20 protein-coding genes and 1 pseudogene are annotated in these 16,255 nt (G+C 64.7%); 4 read left to right on the top strand and 17 right to left on the bottom strand.

The window, feature by feature from the left end; all coding sequences use genetic code 11:
* Positions 1 to 13: 13 nt before the first annotated feature.
* Together ACOIX3_RS01245 and ACOIX3_RS01240 are read left to right on the top strand one after the other, a co-directional pair.
* The gene (locus tag ACOIX3_RS01245; protein ID WP_420968033.1) at positions 14 to 655 is read left to right on the top strand and encodes a glutathione S-transferase family protein; all 642 of its coding nucleotides are present in this window, start codon (positions 14 to 16) and stop codon (positions 653 to 655) included.
* Between the two features lie 7 nt (positions 656 to 662).
* Positions 663 to 1,178 (top strand): DUF1697 domain-containing protein, encoded by a 516-nt coding sequence (locus ACOIX3_RS01240; RefSeq protein WP_420968032.1) that lies wholly within the window; start codon positions 663 to 665, stop codon positions 1,176 to 1,178.
* Positions 1,179 to 1,377: 199 nt separating this feature from the next.
* Here ACOIX3_RS01240 and ACOIX3_RS01235 read toward each other — a convergent pair whose 3' ends face one another.
* From ACOIX3_RS01235 to ACOIX3_RS01170, 14 genes and pseudogenes are all read right to left on the bottom strand, one after another.
* Positions 1,378 to 2,616 (bottom strand): threonine ammonia-lyase, encoded by a 1,239-nt coding sequence (locus ACOIX3_RS01235; RefSeq protein WP_420968031.1) that lies wholly within the window; start codon positions 2,614 to 2,616, stop codon positions 1,378 to 1,380.
* A 66-nt stretch (positions 2,617 to 2,682) separates the two neighbouring features.
* Positions 2,683 to 2,832, bottom strand: a complete 150-nt coding sequence (locus ACOIX3_RS01230) for a hypothetical protein (protein WP_420968030.1) — start codon at positions 2,830 to 2,832, stop codon at positions 2,683 to 2,685.
* An 88-nt stretch (positions 2,833 to 2,920) separates the two neighbouring features.
* On the bottom strand, positions 2,921 to 3,076 hold the full coding sequence (locus tag ACOIX3_RS01225; protein WP_420968028.1) for a response regulator: 156 nt from the start codon (positions 3,074 to 3,076) through the stop codon (positions 2,921 to 2,923).
* A gap of 54 nt (positions 3,077 to 3,130) precedes the next feature.
* Positions 3,131 to 3,409 carry an aminoacyl-tRNA deacylase gene (locus ACOIX3_RS01220; RefSeq protein WP_420968027.1) on the bottom strand — a complete coding sequence of 93 codons (279 nt, stop codon included), beginning with the start codon at positions 3,407 to 3,409 and terminating at the stop codon, positions 3,131 to 3,133.
* 256 nt (positions 3,410 to 3,665) lie between these two features.
* Entirely contained in the window at positions 3,666 to 5,192 is a 1,527-nt protein-coding gene (gene bchE / locus ACOIX3_RS01215; protein WP_420968026.1) for a magnesium-protoporphyrin IX monomethyl ester anaerobic oxidative cyclase, read from the bottom strand.
* Between the two features lie 113 nt (positions 5,193 to 5,305).
* Positions 5,306 to 6,046: a di-trans,poly-cis-decaprenylcistransferase gene (locus ACOIX3_RS01210; protein WP_420968025.1), complete on the bottom strand. Its 741-nt coding sequence runs from the start codon at positions 6,044 to 6,046 to the stop codon at positions 5,306 to 5,308.
* A gap of 29 nt (positions 6,047 to 6,075) precedes the next feature.
* Positions 6,076 to 6,456 (bottom strand): transcriptional regulator, encoded by a 381-nt coding sequence (locus tag ACOIX3_RS01205; RefSeq protein ID WP_342725290.1) that lies wholly within the window; start codon positions 6,454 to 6,456, stop codon positions 6,076 to 6,078.
* On the bottom strand, positions 6,443 to 7,060 hold the full coding sequence (locus ACOIX3_RS01200) for a hypothetical protein (RefSeq protein WP_173640000.1): 618 nt from the start codon (positions 7,058 to 7,060) through the stop codon (positions 6,443 to 6,445). Before ACOIX3_RS01200 ends, ACOIX3_RS01205 begins: the two co-directional genes overlap by 14 nt.
* Positions 7,061 to 7,188: 128 nt before the next feature.
* The gene (locus tag ACOIX3_RS01195) at positions 7,189 to 7,548 is read right to left on the bottom strand and encodes a DUF1428 domain-containing protein (protein WP_420968023.1); all 360 of its coding nucleotides are present in this window, start codon (positions 7,546 to 7,548) and stop codon (positions 7,189 to 7,191) included.
* 173 nt (positions 7,549 to 7,721) lie between these two features.
* Positions 7,722 to 8,459: a DUF899 domain-containing protein gene (locus tag ACOIX3_RS01190; protein ID WP_420968022.1), complete on the bottom strand. Its 738-nt coding sequence runs from the start codon at positions 8,457 to 8,459 to the stop codon at positions 7,722 to 7,724.
* A gap of 18 nt (positions 8,460 to 8,477) precedes the next feature.
* Positions 8,478 to 8,840 (bottom strand): annotated as a pseudogene (locus tag ACOIX3_RS01185) (SRPBCC family protein); the annotation flags it as partial.
* Entirely contained in the window at positions 8,825 to 9,289 is a 465-nt protein-coding gene (locus ACOIX3_RS01180; protein ID WP_420968021.1) for an ArsR/SmtB family transcription factor, read from the bottom strand. The gene ACOIX3_RS01180 and the pseudogene ACOIX3_RS01185, both read right to left, overlap by 16 nt.
* 133 nt (positions 9,290 to 9,422) lie before the next feature.
* The gene (locus ACOIX3_RS01175; protein ID WP_420971946.1) at positions 9,423 to 9,656 is read right to left on the bottom strand and encodes a DUF3551 domain-containing protein; all 234 of its coding nucleotides are present in this window, start codon (positions 9,654 to 9,656) and stop codon (positions 9,423 to 9,425) included.
* A gap of 223 nt (positions 9,657 to 9,879) precedes the next feature.
* Positions 9,880 to 10,851 (bottom strand): Bug family tripartite tricarboxylate transporter substrate binding protein, encoded by a 972-nt coding sequence (locus tag ACOIX3_RS01170; RefSeq protein ID WP_420968020.1) that lies wholly within the window; start codon positions 10,849 to 10,851, stop codon positions 9,880 to 9,882.
* Positions 10,852 to 11,050: 199 nt separating this feature from the next.
* Here ACOIX3_RS01170 and ACOIX3_RS01165 point away from each other — a divergent pair, with 199 nt between their 5' ends.
* Positions 11,051 to 11,470, top strand: coding sequence for a VOC family protein (locus ACOIX3_RS01165; RefSeq protein WP_420968019.1), 420 nt, complete (start codon positions 11,051 to 11,053; stop codon positions 11,468 to 11,470).
* A gap of 212 nt (positions 11,471 to 11,682) precedes the next feature.
* The gene (locus ACOIX3_RS01160; RefSeq protein WP_420968018.1) at positions 11,683 to 13,263 is read left to right on the top strand and encodes an AMP-binding protein; all 1,581 of its coding nucleotides are present in this window, start codon (positions 11,683 to 11,685) and stop codon (positions 13,261 to 13,263) included.
* Between the two features lie 16 nt (positions 13,264 to 13,279).
* On the opposite strand, the gene ACOIX3_RS01155 is transcribed toward ACOIX3_RS01160, so the two are convergent.
* The 3 genes from ACOIX3_RS01155 to ACOIX3_RS01145 all read right to left on the bottom strand — a co-directional run bounded on the left by ACOIX3_RS01155 (position 13,280) and on the right by ACOIX3_RS01145 (position 16,158).
* A complete protein-coding gene (locus tag ACOIX3_RS01155; protein ID WP_420968017.1) occupies positions 13,280 to 13,561 on the bottom strand; it encodes a hypothetical protein in 282 nt (93 codons plus the stop codon).
* A 5-nt stretch (positions 13,562 to 13,566) separates the two neighbouring features.
* A complete protein-coding gene (locus tag ACOIX3_RS01150; RefSeq protein WP_420968016.1) occupies positions 13,567 to 14,856 on the bottom strand; it encodes a cytochrome P450 in 1,290 nt (429 codons plus the stop codon).
* Positions 14,857 to 15,060: 204 nt separating this feature from the next.
* Positions 15,061 to 16,158 (bottom strand): HD-GYP domain-containing protein, encoded by a 1,098-nt coding sequence (locus ACOIX3_RS01145; protein ID WP_420968015.1) that lies wholly within the window; start codon positions 16,156 to 16,158, stop codon positions 15,061 to 15,063.
* Positions 16,159 to 16,255: the final 97 nt, after the last annotated feature.

Below are 16,255 nucleotides of genomic sequence, written 5' to 3'. Positions count from 1 at the left end.
TTAAGGAGCGCGCATGCTCACCGTTCACCATCTCGGCAAGTCGCAATCGGAGCGCATCGTCTGGCTGTGCGAGGAGCTTGAGATCCCGTACGAGCTGAAGTGCACCACGCGCGATCCGGTCACGATGCTGGCGCCGGCCGATTACAAGGCGCTGCATCCGATCGGCGCCGCGCCCGTCATCACCGACGGCGCCCTGGTGCTGGCCGAATCCGGCGCGGTCGTCGAGTACATCGTCGCAAGATATGGCAATGGACGGCTGACGCTCACATCGGACCATCCCGACTTCGCGCAGTTCCTGTACTGGTTTCACTTTGCCAACGGCACGCTGCAGGCGCAGATGGGCCGCAGCATGATCCTGAACCGGCTCAACCTCGCGGCCGACAATCCGATGCTGATCGCGACCCGGGCGCGGGTCGACCGCTCGTTCGATCTGATCGAGGCACGGGTGCGCGACGCCGCATATCTCGCGGGCGAGGTGTTCACCACGGCCGATATCATGATCGGCTTTTCGCTGACGACGATGCGCTATTTCCTGCCCTACGACCTCGGCCGCTGCCCCAACATCAGGAATTATCTCGGCCGCATCGCCGCGCGCCCGGCCTATCAGCGCGCGATGCAGAAGGGCGATCCGGGCATGGCGCTGCTGCTGACGTGAGGTCGTGATGCCGCGTTATGTCGCTCTGCTGCGCGCGGTCAATGTCGGCGGCACCGGCAAGCTGGCGATGACCGAGTTGAAGGCGATGTGCGTCGATGCGGGATTTGCCGACGTGCAGACCTATATCGCCAGCGGCAATGTCGTGTTCTCCTCGAAGCTCGGCGCGCTTAAGGTCAAGGCCGCGCTGGAGCAGCGGCTGCACGCCTATGCCGGCAAACCGGTCGGCGTCGCAGTGCGGAGCGCGGACGAGATCGCCGCGGTGCTGAAGTCCAATCCGTTTCCGAAAGCGCTGCCGAACACGACGGTCGCGATCTTCCTCGACGCGCCACCGCCCAAGGATGCCCTGAAGGACGTCAAGGGCCAGCAGGACGAGCAGATGCGGCTCGGCAAGCGCGAGATCTATGTCGCCTATGGCAGCGGCATGGGCCGCTCGAAGCTGAAGATCCCCGCCGCCGCCAACGGCACCGCGCGCAACATCAACACGATCGCGAAGCTCGCCGAGCTCGCGGCGGGTGAAGACTAAACGTAGCTCGCCGGCCTACCACCCGTCATCCTGAGGAGGCCGCGAAGCGGCCGTCTCGAAGGATCGACGGCCCGGCTGGTGGCCGTGCATCCTTCGAGACGCGCGGAGCCTGTCATCGGGCCGCGCTTCGCGCGGACCCGTTGGCGCTCCTCAGGATGACGGATTGCGTGCTTCGACTCGCGGGTGGGTACAGCGTCGATTACCTCTCGTGCACGACAAATCCTTCGGCGCCGAGCCTCGCCAACACCTCTTCCAAATGCCCGCGGTCGCGGGTTTCGATCACAAGCTCGAGCAGCGTTGCCTTGGCCGGCAGGTCGGAGAAGGTGCGCTGATGCGAGACCTCGATGATGTTGGCGCCGGCGTCCGCAAGCAGGATCGACACCGCCGCGAGCTGGCCGGGCCGGTCGACGATATCGAGCGCCAATTGGGTCAACCGCCCCTCGCGCGCCAGCTCGCGGGTCAGCACCGAGGCGATCAGCCTGGTGTCGATATTGCCGCCGGTGAGCACGAGGCCGACATTGCGGCCGGCAAAGCGCTCCGGTGCCGCGAGCACCGCCGCAAGGCCGGCGGCGCCGGCGCCCTCGACCACCGTCTTCTCGATCGAGATCAGGGTCGCGACCGCGCGCTCGATCTGGTCCTCGCTGACCAGCACGATGTCGTCGACGAGGTCGCGGACGATCCTGGTGGTGATCTGCCCCGGCGCCTTGACCGCGATGCCCTCGGCGAGCGTGTCGCCGCGCATCGGCAGCTGCGCGCCTTTGACGGCATTGTACATCGAGGGATAGAGCTGGGCCTGCACGCCGATCACCTGCACCGACGGCTTGATCGCCTTCGCGGCGGTGGCGATGCCTGAGATCAGCCCGCCGCCGCCGATCGGCACCACCAGGATATCGAGCTCCGGCACCGCCGCGAGCATCTCGAGCCCGATCGTGCCCTGTCCGGCAATGATCAGCGGATCGTCATAGGGATGGACCAGGATCAGGCCGCGCTCGGCGGCATGCGCGCCGACGAACGCGAAGCATTCTTCCAGCGTCTGCCCGGTGATGATGACCTCGGCGCCGTGCCGCCTGGTGTTCTCGATCTTCACCATCGGCGTGCCCACCGGCATCACGATGGTGGCGGGGATGCCGAGCCGCTTGGCGTGATAGGCGACGCCCTGGGCGTGATTGCCGGCCGACATCGCGATCACCCCGCGCTTGCGCTCTTCGGGGGTCAGCGCCTGCAGCCGGTTCAGCGCACCGCGCTCCTTGAAGGTCGAGGTGAACTGCAGGTTCTCGAACTTGAGGAACAGGCGGCAGCCGCAGATCTCGCCCAGCGTGCGGCTCTCGTTGCACGCCGTGACCATGACCGAATCCCGGATCACGTCGGCGGCACGGCGCACGTCGGCAAGCGTGACGTCAGCAGGAGTTACGGCGGTAGTGTCGGAAGGATGCGGCATCGGGTTTCGCTTTGGACCGTTTCGTCAGACGGAACCTAGCGTGTTTCGGCGCCGAAAACGACCGCGCTATCGCTCGGTCAATGCCTCTTCCTCCGGCTTGGTCGGCCCGGCCAGCTCGATCTCATCGCATTTGGGGCAAACCAGCGCGGTCCGGAAATGCTTGTCGAGCACAATGGTGCGCGTCCTGCCGCACCGGCAGCGCATCGGCTTGTCCATGGAGGATCGACCCGGGTTCGAGATGCAAGGAAGCGTTCGCTTAGCTATCCCGGTCCGGTTAACCCAATATGACGTGTCGCCGGAAAAATCAGAAGAAGCCCGCGCTGAGATCGAGGCCATAGCTCGCCCTGAGCACCGCGACGAACAGGACCGCAAAGCCGAACAGCAGGACATGCCGGGCGATATTGCTCCGAAGCGAATTGGCCGGAAACACGCGTGCGATCGATTGAGCCAAAGCAGTCATTTGCGACCTCCAGAGCCACGTCCCGAAGTTAGGTCGCGCGCAGAGCTATGAGGTTCAACGCGGCTCGCGGAACGGCCGGCGGCGCACCGATGTGCTCGGCTCCGGGTTACGCTGCGGCCGCGCTCTGTTCCTGAAGCGGTGACCGATCACGATCAGCTTGCCTTCTTCGCGGATCGCGGCCTCGGCCAATGGCTGAGGCGGCAGATTGTCTTGAGTGACGGCCTCCAGCGCGCGCAGGAACTCACGACCGGCCGCTGTGATCTCCCAGCCTTCGACGTCACGCAGCACATAGCCATTGCTAAAGATGTCGAGTTCGGGAACCCGCGACGCCAAGCGCTTGATCCGCGCATGCCAATCGTCACCGCTCGACGCAAGGATAGCGAGGTCATGCTTGAGTGAATCGAGCGTAGCTCTGCCGCTGACGTGACTGGCCAATATTTTTAGAATCGCAACCTGTATGCTCAACTCGACGCCTCGACCGCCACGGTTCTTTTTGTTCTGCGCAGCCGATCTGGAAATTATCGTGCTGATGACTCAGGCGTCCAGTCATCAGCGCCAGTTATCCAGAAGACGGCATGACGGTATCGACCTACGCTGCGCGTGATGTGCCGACGCGGCGCTCGGGCCGCTGCGACGACATCGATTCCTCCTCCATATCCTGCGGCGCGCCCCAAAATTCCCGCACCGTCGGCCCGTGCTTCAACCTGCGGGCGCGCAGGAAGCCGAGAATCTCGTGCGGCCAGACCCGGCGCCCCATCTGCGTGTACCAGCGCATCGCATGACGAAGTCCGGCGTCGCGATGCAGCAGCACGCGGAGCAAGGCCTTCGGGCGGCATTGCAGCACCATCTCGGTGAACTTGAACCAGAGCAGCACGCGCCACGGCGGCATGTGCCGTGTCGCGAGCACCTGATGCTTGTAGTCCCAGAGCCGGCGATCGGTCTGGATGACGCGCCGTTCTGCCGCGAGACGGAAATACGGCGTCCAGCGATGCGGCGTGACGTAGAGCATCTGGATCTGATCAGGATCGTACGACAACAGCTGGCGCAAACCGCGCCAGTGATCGCGATCGGTCTCCTCCTCGAAGCCGACCACCCAAGTCGCCATCGACAGGATGCCGTGCTGGCGCATCAGGCGAATGGCCTCGCGATCGATCGTGGTGGTCGCGCCCTTGCGGATCAGCTGCAGTGTCTTCTCGTCGGTGTTCTCCATGCCGAGCAGGAAGCGCTGCCAGCCCGCCTTCTTATAGAGATGCAGGATGTCGGCATCGCGGACGATGTCGTCGGCGCGGGTCGAGCCGACCAGGATCAAATCGACATTCTCCGCGATCAGGGCCTCCAGAAAAGCCCGCCAGACCTTCTTCGAGACGGTCGGGTTCTCGTCGGCGAAATTGATCACCTTGACGCCGCGTTCGCGATGGAGCCGTGCCAGCTCCCTGGCAAAGCGCACGGGATCGCGGTGCCGCCATCGCGTCCAGAAGCCGCGCTGGCCGCAATAGTTGCAGAGGTGCGGACAGCCGCGCGAGAACTGCACCACGACGGCGCGGAGCCCGCCCCAGTAGCTGTAGCGCGCGTGATCGATCAATTCCCAGCCGACGCGATAGGCATCGAGATCGCGGATGACCGGCGCGGGCCGCGTGGCGCGCGGCTCATCATCGTCGCGGAATGCGATGCCGTCGATGCCGGCAAGATCGCCGCCATATTCCAGCGCCCGCATCAGGCGGCGCGCAGTCTCCTCGCCCTCGCCGCGCACGATCGCGGTGACGTAGGGCTCCTCGCGCAGCACTTCGCGCCAGTGATAGGTCGGGAACACGCCGCCGTAGACGATCAGCGTCCCGGGCACCGCCCCGACGATCGCCTGCGCCACCTCGGCGATGACCGGATGGCCAGAGGTCGAGCCGGAATGGCCGAACAACACCGCATCCGGCGAAAACCGCGATGCCTCCGCCAGGATGGCAGCAAGCGGCATCGGCCCGAACTCGGCATCGAGCAGCCGGACTTCATGTCCGTCGTCGATCAGGGGACCGCCGATCGACAGCAGGCCGAGCGGCGGCAAATGGTCGTCGGGGATCCGGCTGCCGATCGCCGGATGCGGCACGTTGATGAGAAGTATGCGCATGGATGATCGCTCCCGCTTTGGTTGGCGTGATCGTTCGTCCCCGCATCTTTGTGGAAGAGAGCCCAACCCCCCGGCCGGGCTTTGAGAAGAGAACAGTTGGCGCGGCTGACGCGCTAGAGGTTCGGCACCTCCGCCGGTGCAATCGCGGTCAGCCCGCCGAAACGGCGTTCGCGGCGATGGAACGAAGAGAGCGCGTCGGCGAGATCGTCGGCATCGAATTCGGGCCACATCCGCTCGGTGAAATGCAGCTCGGCATAGGCGCCCTCCCAGAGCAGGAAGTCCGACAGCCGCTTCTCGCCCGAGGTGCGGATGATCAGGTCGACATCGCGCAGGCCGGCCTCGCCGGTGATGAGATCGGCAAAGGCCTCGCGGCTGAGCGGGCCTGCGCCGGCGACGCGCGCCGCAGCGTTCAGGATGGCGTCGCGCGCCGAATAGTCGATCGCGATGCGCAGATGCAATGTGGTGCCGTGGGCGGTCTCGGCCTCGGCGCGCGTGATCGCGGCGGCGATGCCGTCGGGCAGCCGGTCGCGGCGGCCGATCACCGTGAGGCGAACGCCGTTGCGCACGAGGGCTGCGATCTCGTTGGCGAGATAGAACCGCAGCAGCCCCATCAGCGCCGTGACTTCGGCCTTCGGTCGGCGCCAATTGTCGCTCGAGAACGCGTAGAGCGTCAGCGTGCCGACCCCCTGGTCCGGTGCGGCCTCGACGATGCGGCGGATCGCCTCGACGCCCGCCTCATGTCCGCGCAGCCGCGACAGGCCGCGCCGTGTCGCCCAGCGGCCGTTGCCGTCCATGATGATGCCGACGTGAAGCCGTCCGACTACCTCCGGCTTGAGCGCGACGTTACTTTGCATCACAAAGTCTCCGGACAAAAATGGGATGATCAAATCGGCTGGATGCCAAGGCGGCCAGACCTGCCTTCGTCCTTGCCGGCGGCGCTGGCCGCGTCGCGCACAAGCTGCTCGAGCACGGCGAGATAATCGAGGAAACGGCGGCGGCCGCTCTTGGTCAAACGGCAGGTGGTGTGCGGGCGATTGCCTTCATAGCCCTTGATGACGTCGACGAGTCCGGCCTCCTGCAGCACCTGCAGATGCCGGCTGAGATTGCCGTCGGTCAGGCCACAGAGCTGCTTGAGATCGGCGAAGGCGAGCCCCTTCGGATGCGCCATCAGCGAGGTCAGCAGGCCGAGCCGCGCCTTCTCGTGGATGACGCGGTCGAGGCCGTCATAGGCGAATGGCGCGGTGGTCAGGTCAGTCTTCGGCATCATTGCCTCCGGAAGCGAAATACAACAGTGCTGCGAGCAGCAACTGGCCGATCGCGAATGGCAGGCCCATGGTCCAGGGCGACAGTGCGTGGCTCTGGCTTGCGATCAGCAGCACCGTGAAGCCCGACAGGAAATACCAGGCGCCGCCGAGCGCGATCGTGCGCGGCAGCAGCCGGACCGAGGCGAACACGCCGAGGCTGACCAGCACCTGCCACAGGCCGGGGAGCATCCACAGCGTCTCGGGCGCGAATTTCCATTGCAGGATCGCGAGCAGCACGCCGGCGATCACAGCGGGAACGAACTGCTCGATCGCCTGCTGGACCATCGCATCCGCAAGGCCCGAATGGTGCCGCCGCGAGCGCGCCTGCATCTCGATCCAGATCAAGACCGCAGAGAGCAACGCGGCTGCGGCCCAGCCCGCGAGGAACACGATCGGATGATGGGTCGGATCATCGAGCCAGAGATATTGCGCAAGCGCCGTGACCAGCGCGATGCCGCTGGTGGCGGCGACGGTCGCCGGACCGTAGCCGCGGAACGCGGTTCCGGCCGCAATCTGGCTGCGGATCGCGAGAATATCGGCCAACGCCTTGTCGAGGTCGCGCATATCTTGCCCGCACTTTGTAATGCAAAGTATACGGGATTGCCAAGTAAACGCAAGCGGCATCGCCCGGCGTGCCGAGCGTGATGTTTAACGGCCGGTTACTGCGCGGATTGCGGCGAAACCGTGCCGCCTCAGACCTTCACCAGACTCGCAAAGCCGCCATAGATCATCCGCTTGACGTCGAATGGCGCCGTCTTCGGATCCATTGACGACGCCAGACGGGGATCGGCCACCACCTTGGCGTTGATCCTGTCGCGCTGAGCGCGCGACTTGTAGGTGATCCAGGCAAACACGACGGTTTCGCCGGCCTTCAGTTTCACGCTTTGCGGAAACGAGGTCAGCTTGCCCGGCTTGACGTCGTCGGCGACCCATTCGCGATAATCCAGCGCACCATGTTCGCGCCAGACCTTGCCGGCCATCTTCGAGAGCTGGGCGTAGGCTTTGAGTTTCTTCTTCGGCACGGCGACGACGAAACCATCGACGTAAGGCATGGGCGTTTCCTGCGGTTCTATTGTCATTCCGGGGCGCGCGAAGCGTGAACCTCAGGCGCGCAACTGCGCGCCGGGGAATCTCGAGATCCCCCGATGCGCAGTTGCGCATCTGTGGTTCGATGCTTCGCATCGCCCCCGGGATGACGAACGCCAACGCTGCGCGTCAGCGTTCGTCAGCTGTGACAGCAGGATGCCTGAACCGGCGCCGGTTGGTATTGGTCACGTAGCCGCACCCAATCCATCGGATAGGGCAAGCCCTCCTCGTGGCGGCCGAGCGGCGTCAGGTCGAGATAGTGATAGGCCGCATTCATCATGTCGAGGCCGCGCGCGAAGGTCGAGTAGGTGTGGAACACGCTCCCGTTCTCGTCGCGGAAGAACACGCTGATGCCGGGCAGCTCGGGACCATAGAGCGGGGTCGTTCCATAATTGTATTTCGCGTCCCCGGCATCGATCTGCCCTTGCGTGAACGACACACCGTAATCGTAGTTGAAGTCATTGGCGCCCGAGGAGACCCAGTCGAAGGTCCAGCCCATCCGTTGCTTGAAGGCCTCGAGCTTGGCCAACGGCGCAAGCGAGATCGCCACCATCGTGGTGTCGCGTGCGGCGAGATGCGGGGCCATGCGGTCGAAGCCGTCGACCCAGAACGAGCAGCTCTTGCAGGCCGCGTCCCACTCCGGCGCGAACATCACATGCTGCACCACGAGCTGCGGCCTGCCCTTGAAGAGATCACCGAGCGTCACCTTGCCGTCAGGTCCGTCGAACACATAGTCCTTGTCGACCTTCACCCACGGCAGCTCGCGGCGCTGCCGGCTCAGCGCTTCGCGGGCCTGGGTGAGCTCCTTCTCGCCGGCCATCAATGCCTTGCGGGCTGCGATCCATTCTTCGCGCGAGACGATCTTGTGCTGTTGCATGAGATGCTCCTTTGCGGTTCAGGCGTCGACATATTGCGCGAGATTGCCGAGGAATTCGGTCCAGCCGCGCTGGTGGTTGTCGCGCGCGGTCTCGTCGACGAACTGCGCGTGATGGAAAGTGAGCAACGTGCCGCCGGCGTCGGGCTTGATCGACACGGTCACTTCGGACTCGCGCTCCGGCGTCGAATGCCAGGCCCAGCTGAACACCAGCCTCTCGTTCGGCACCACCTCGCGATAGATGCCGCCGACCTCGTGATATTCGCCGTTGGTACCGGTGAACTTGATCCGGTAGCGGCCGCCGACACGGACGTCGAGCTCGGCCTGCGTCGTGCCGGGCTTGACCTGGCCCGGGCCGAACCACCGCACTAGGTTTTCCGGCTCGGTCCACGCGGCGTAGACTTTTTCCGGCCGGGCGCGGAGGCGCCGCGTGAGGGTGAGACTTGGGCGCGCGGCAAGGCCGGCGTCGTCGGCTGCGGATTGGTTTGCCGATTTAATTGCCATGGGTCTTCCTCCACAAAAGCGGCAAGGCGGTCGAGATTCTCGGACCAGAATTGCGCATAGCGATTGAGCCAGTTCATCGCCTGCTCCATCGGCCTCGCGGTGAGCCGGCACGCCACCGTGCGGCCGGTCTTTTCGCGCGCGACCAGGCCGGCATCCGTGAGCACGTCGAGATGCTTCATGATCGCCGGCAACGACATCGCGAATGGCTGCGCCAGCTCGCTCACCGATAGGCTTTCCTGCTCGCCGAGCCGCGCCAGCAGCGCGCGGCGGGTGGGATCGGAAAGCGCCGCAAAGGTGCGGTCCAGCGTCTCGTCCTGATACTTAACCATGTGGTTTAGTATAGACGCAAACGGCGCGGCGTCAAGCGCCCGGCTTCACGATCACGTCAATGCCGGGGCGGCACGACGCCGGACGGTTGGGACGATCGCAGGCGGAGAGCAGAAGCGCCCGCCCAGCCGGCGGCTACTGCCGGTGGTGCCGATGCCGGTGACGGTGCGGCCGAGGCTGCTCCGGCTCCAGCTGCTCGCGAAACAGGAATCGCGGATTTTCTCCGCAAGCAAGAAAGCGTCCGGACACGCTCGCAAGGCACTGATCGTAGGTCCGATAGGCGCATTCGCCGGGATAGCCGAGGCTCGGGCCCTGTGCGCACCATGGGTAATCATAGGGATCGGCGGACGCGCGATCGATGCCGGCCATAGCGGCCAGCGTCATTGCTCCCAACATCAGCACTGCCAATCGCGATGTGCGCATCATCCCACCCGTTCCGGTCCTGAAGAGCTGCAGTCAATCAAGCGCGGCATAACCGGTCTGGTTCCGGAAGGCCACTTCATTCCGCATCAAGGCCGGTCAACTTTTGCAGCCGCGGTGCAGGACAAGTCCGCGCTCGCTGCCGGACTCGTCCCGCGCGTTCGGTGTGAGACTACTCGACCTTGAGGCCGGCGAACTCGACCACCTTCTTCCACTTGTCGGTCTCGGCCTTGATGTCGTTGCCGAAGGCGTCCGGCGTCTGGATCAGCGAGTCGCCGCCGAGCTCGACCAGGCGCTTCCTCATGTCGGGTTCGGCGAGAACGGCGTTGATCTCGGTGTTGAGCTTGGCGATCAGCTCCTTCGGCGTGCTCTTCGGTGCGCCCATGCCGAACAGCGCGCTTGCCTCATAGCCCTTCACGGTCTCGGCGATCGCCGGCACGTCCGGCAATTGCGAGGAGCGCTCCGTCGTGGTCACGCCGAGCGCGCGCAGCGAACCGGAGCGGATGTGCTGGATGATCGAAGGCATGTTGTCGAAGATCACCTGCACCTGGCCACCGAGCATGTCGGTGATTGCGGGCGCGGCGCCGCGATACGGCACGTGCTGCATCTTGCAGCCGGTCATCGACATGAACATCTCGCCGGAGAGATGCACCGAGGTGCCGTTGCCGGAAGAGGCCATGTTCACCTTGCCGGGGTTGGCCTTCACATACTCGATGAACTCGGCGACGGTCTTCGCCGGCACGTCCTTGTTGACGGTCATCACGTTCGGCACGCGGTTGAAGGAAGCAACCGGCGCGACATCGCGCACGAAATTGAACTTCAGATTGGCGTAGAGCGAGGCGTTGATGTAGTTCGCCGGATTGACCAGCAGCACGGTGTAGCCGTCCGGCTCGGCGTTGATCGCAGCTTCGGTGCCGATATTGTTGCCGGCGCCCGGCTTGTTCTCGATCACGAACTGCTGGCCGAGCTTCTCCGACAGGCGCTGCCCGATCAGCCGCGCGATGATGTCGGTGGCGCCGCCCGGCGGATAGCCCACGATCCAGCGCACCGGTCGCGCCGGATAGTCGGCAGCCGAAGCGCGGCCGATCGCGAATGTCGAAATCCCCGACCCGATCAGGCCCAGCGCGGCGCGGCGTGAAATCATGAAGTCTCTCCCAATCCGCAGGGTTTGACCCCTGCCCGTTTCTGTTGCGTTGCGTGCGGCGCGGTTTTAACAAACAATGTCTGAAGCGGCCAGTGCGACACGTGCGCCACCGCCCGAGACGAAAGGCTAAGCCTCGGCTCTGCATCAGACCCGAGGCGTTGAATTCTTGTTTAAGACTCGGGACCGAAGAGGATCGATCATGTCCGTCAAGGTGAATGGGCTCGACCATCTCGTGATCAACGTCACCGATGTGGTGCGCTCGGTTGCCTGGTACAGCAGGATCCTCGGCATGGAGGTGAAGGTGTTCGATCCCGGCAAGGGCAAGACACCGCGCACCTCGCTGGTGTTCGGCAACCAGAAGATCAATGTGCGGCCGCGCGACGCCGACAAGATGGACTGGTTCACCGCCGATCATGAAGCGGCCGGCAGCGACGATCTCTGCTTCCTCACCTCGAGCACACCCGAGGCGGTGGTCGCGCATCTGAAGGCCCATGGCGTCAAGATCGAGGAAGGCCCGGTCGCCAAGCAGGGCGCGCGCGGCACGCTGCGCTCGGTCTATTGCCGCGACCCCGATGGCAGCCTGATCGAGATCTCGTCGTATGAGAGGGATCCAAGCTAGCTGTCGTTCGTCATTGCGAGCCAGCTGTTCGCGCGAATGCGCGCCGATGGCAAGCTGCGCGATCCATCCGTTCCGTGCGGCGGAACGGAATTGCTTCGTCGCATCAGCGCAAAATGACTTTGCAAATCCCGAATTGCTCTCGACGCACGCCGGTGGCAGAACTGATCCCAACCAAGATCAATGGCGGCCGGCAAGGCTGCGCGGGAGGACAGATGAGGACTTCACAGCCAGTGCCGGGCATCGTCGGACCGTTTGCGGGGCTCGACGTGCCATGGCTGCTCAGGATGCGCGCCGAGGTGCGCCGCGATCATCCGTTCCTGATCTGGGCGCCGTTCGATGCGCCGGCGCGGCGCTGGAGCTATGGCGAATTCGATGAGCGCGTCGGCGCGCTCGCGGCGGGCCTCGCCAGGCGCGGCATCAAGCAGGGCGACTATGTCCTGATCCATCTCGACAACTGCGTCGAGGCGATCATGTCGTGGTTCGCCTGCGTCGAGCTTGGCGCCATTGCCGTCACCACCAACACCCGCTCGGCTGCGGCCGAGATCGACTATTTTGCCGGCCATTGCGGCGCGGTCGCCGCGATCACCCAGCCGGCCTATGCCGAACTGCTATCCGCCAACTGCAAGGGGCTGCGCTGGATCGCAGTAACCTCGCACGATGCGGGGCAGGCGCCGGCACACGCGCCCGCGCGTGGCGACAGCTTTGACGCACTGTTCGCCGAGAGCGCTGACCGGCCGAAGCGCCCGATCGATCCGCTGGCACCGTGCAGCGTGCAATACACTTCGGGGACCACGTCGCGGCCGAAGGCGGTGCTATGGACGCATGCCAACGCACTGTGGGGCGCCAAGATCAACGCTGCGCACCAGGACCTGCACGCGACCGACGTGCACCAGACCTATCTGCCGCTGTTCCACACCAACGCGCTGGCCTATTCGATGCTGGCGAGCCTGTGGGTCGGCTCGACCTGCGTGATCCAGCCGCGCTTCTCGGCGAGCCGCTTCTGGCCGGTGGCGCTCGAGCACGGCTCGACCTGGACCTCGACAATCCCGTTCTGCATGAAGGCGCTGCTAGAGCACGAGGTTCCGAAGAACCACAGGTTCAGGCTCTGGGGCACGGCCGTGAACGAGCCGCCGGCATTTGCCCTGTTCGGCATCAAGATCATCGGCTGGTGGGGCATGACCGAGACCATCACCCACGGCATCATCGGCGAGGTCGACCAGCCGAACCCACCGATGTCGATCGGCCGCGCCGCGCCGGAATACGAAATCCGCATCACCAACGATGATGGCGCGCCGACCGGCGTCGGCGAGACCGGCAATCTGCTGATCAAGGGCATCCCCGGCCTGTCGCTGTTCGCCGAATATCTGCACAACGAAAAGGCGACGCGCGAAAGCTTTGACGAACACGGCTATTTCATCACCGGCGACCGCGTCACGATGCTGGAGCGCGGCTATCTCAAGTTCGGCGATCGCTCCAAGGATATGCTCAAGGTCGGTGGCGAGAATGTCGCGGCGTCCGAGATCGAGCAGGTGATCGCGGTGGTGCCGGGCGTGCGCGAGGCCGCCGTGGTGGCGAAGAAGCATCCGATGCTGGACGAGGTTCCGGTCGTCTTCATCATCCCGCAAACCGGCGTCGCTGCCTTGCCTGCCGATCTCCACGACAAAGTCATGACCGCCTGCCGCTCCGCGCTCGCCGACTTCAAGGTGCCGCGGGAAATCCGTTTCGTCGACGAGATGCCGCGCTCGACGCTGGAGAAGGTTGCGAAGGCGGAGTTGAGGAAGATGCTGGAATGACGACCGAGGACGGCGCTCACGCGCAGTCAGCGGACCATTGCAGGTAGTCTTTCAAATCGTCAAAGCAATCCTTGCAAATCCATTCATAGCAAGCGCCTTTGGGATAGTCTTCGCGGGTGGCGTAGCCCTCATGCTGAATTTCGGGGCCATCGAGCTCGGCGAATTTTGCTCCACACGCGGCGCAATGATCGTGGTCCCAGCTTTTGTTCCAGCGTGCGTAGCGCCTGAACTGCAGCTTTAGTCCTTCAAGGTGACGAGCGCTCGCGATTCGCCATTCCCTGTCTGAAGCCACAGCCATAACCGTCAGTTCACCTCGAACCGAATCGGCAGCTTCTTCGGGCCACTGACAAAATAGGCCTGCGTCATCTTCACCTCGCCGTCGAGCGACAGCGATTTCAGGTGCGGCAGCAGCTCCTCGAACAGGATGCGCATCTCGAGCTTGGCCAGATACTGGCCGAGGCAGAGATGCGCGCCATAGCCGAACGCGACGTGGCGATTGGGCTTGCGGTCGCTGCGGAAGCGATCGGGGTCCTCGAACACGTCCTCGTCGCGATTGCCGGAGGCGTAGCACAGCATCAGCCAGTCGCCCTTGGCGATCTTGCGGCCGCCGAGCTCGGTATCCGCGGTGGCCGAGCGCATGAAATGCTTGACCGGCGTCATCCAGCGGATCGCCTCGTCGACCAGGCCCGGGATCAATTCCGGATTGGCCTTCACCTTGGCGAATTCCGCGGGGTCCCTGGCCAGCGCCCAGACCGCGCCCGCGGTCGAGGATGAGGTGGTGTCATGGCCCGCGGTCGCGACGATCATGTAATAGCTGGTCTGATCGTGCTCCGGCATATAGTCGCCGCCGATCTTCGCGTTGGCAATGACGGTGGCGAGATCGTCGCGCGGGTTCTGGCGACGTTCCTCGGTGATCTTGCGGAAGTAGGCGGAGAAGTCGGCGACGATCGCCTGCAGCATCGCGGAGACCTGTTCCGCGCTCAGCGCCTCGCGGACGCGCGCGGTGTCGGGATCCTGCGGGCCGAACAGCTCCTGGGTCAGCTTGAGCATGCGCGGCTCGTCCGCCTCCGGCACGCCGAGGATCTCCATGATGACGTGCAGCGGGTAGCCGAGCGCGACGTCCTCGACGAAGTCGCAGGCACCGCCGCGGTCGAGCATGCGCTGCACCGTGGCGCGCGCGATCTCGCGGACGCGGCCCTCGAACTTGCCGAGATTGGCCGGCATGAACCAGCCCTGCGTCAGCGCGCGGTACTTCGGATGATCGGGCGCATCCATCTGCACCAGCGAGCGCACCAGGTTGGGCCCGCCGGTGATCTTGCGCACCCGCTCCTCGAGCGCCTGCGTCGTCAGCGTGGTCGGGCGGTCGGCATTGTGGAACAGCTCGTTCTGCCGGCTGATCGCCTGGATATGGGCGTGCTTGGTCACCACCCAGAACGGATCGAAGCGGTCGGGCCGCGCGATGCCGAGCGGGTTGTTGGCGCGCAGCCAGCGGTAGCTGTCGTGGATGCGGTCGTCGGCATAGGCGACGGGATCGACGAGGGTTTCCGCGATGTTGGCGGGGATATCGAGATCCCCGGTCGTTGTCGTGTCCATGATCGTCCTCACCTGCCGAAGCACCGGTCGCGCCGATGATCGCCGAAATCTAGGCGGAGGTAAGGAGGACGACTTGCGTTGAGAGGCTGATCCAGCGCCGTCAGCCGTCATTGCGAGCGAAGCGAAGCGATCCATCGCGCCACGAGCGGAAGCATGGATTGCTTCGTCGCTATCGCTCCTCGCAATGACGACGCGGTGAAAGGCTCAGTAGTGCCCGAACGCCACCGGGCGGAACGCCTGCAGCAATTGCTGGTCGAGCTTGCCGCCCATCTCCTCCATCATGGAGAACGCCTTGGCGTGGGTGAACTGCAGCCGGTAGGCGCGCTTCTCGACCAAAGCGGCATAGACATCGACGATCGTGGTGACGCGGACGATGTCGCTGATCTGGTTGCCGCTGAGGCCGTTCGGGTAGCCGGTGCCGTCGAGGAATTCGTGATGATGCAGGATCACGTCGAGCATTTCCGGCGGGAAGCCGCCCTGCGCCGACAGCGCCTCGTAGCCGCGGCGCGGATGCTCGCGCATCTCGGCCATTTCCTCGACCGTGAAAGCGCCGGGCTTGTCGAGCAGCGCGACCGGAACGAAGGCCTTGCCGACATCGTGCAGCAGTGCGGCACGGGCGAGCCGGCGCTGGTCGTCGTCGCGCATACCGAGATGCTGCGCGAACGCCACCGCAAAGCCGGTCACGAACAGGCAGTGGCGATAGGTCTCCTGGTGATGGCAGCCGACCGTGGTCAGCCATTCACGCAGCGAGTTGTGCTTGATCGCCTTGAGGATCTTGTTTTCTGCGGCAACGATGTCCTCGAACCTGAGCGGCTCGCCGGCGCGCATCCGCTCGAACATCTTGACCATGACGCCATGCGCGGCTTCGACGCCGCGATTGAGCGCCTTGCCGCGGTCGGTTTCGTCATAGCCGCTGTTGTCGGGAAACGCGGCGCGGATGCGCTGCAGGATGCCGCGCGCATCGAACGGCCGCGAGATCGTGTCGGTGGCGCCGAGCGCCCAGGCCTGCATCGAGGCGTGATGCAGCGCATCCGCCAGCACGAACAGCCGCGGCATCTCGCGATAGGCGTCGGTCTGCAGCTTGGCGCGGACCATTTGCACGGCTTCGGGCGAGCGCAGATTGATGTCGACCACAATGCCGGAGAGGTCGCGGGCCGGATGCTCGGGAATATCCGAGGTCGGAACGGTATCGACCTCGCCCACGGAGCGCAGGATGCTGGCGAGTTCGTTGCTCTGATCGCTTCGATCTGACGCCAGCAGCAGGCGGCGCTTCGAAGTCTGGTTATTGGCCAAGGCAGTCATGACATCCCCGTCGCGGTAACGACCGACACCGGACGCTATCTGACGATGCGTTCCCTCCGGCTTAATGGGGATGCTGAACGGCGGTTAAGCGCAATGG

This window comes from Bradyrhizobium sp. B120, from assembly GCF_049075665.1.
In the GTDB taxonomy this organism is placed as follows: Bacteria; Pseudomonadota; Alphaproteobacteria; order Rhizobiales; family Xanthobacteraceae; genus Bradyrhizobium.
The sequence above is the reverse complement of the archived record's forward strand: the minus strand, read 5'-3'. Positions and strand labels throughout refer to the sequence as shown.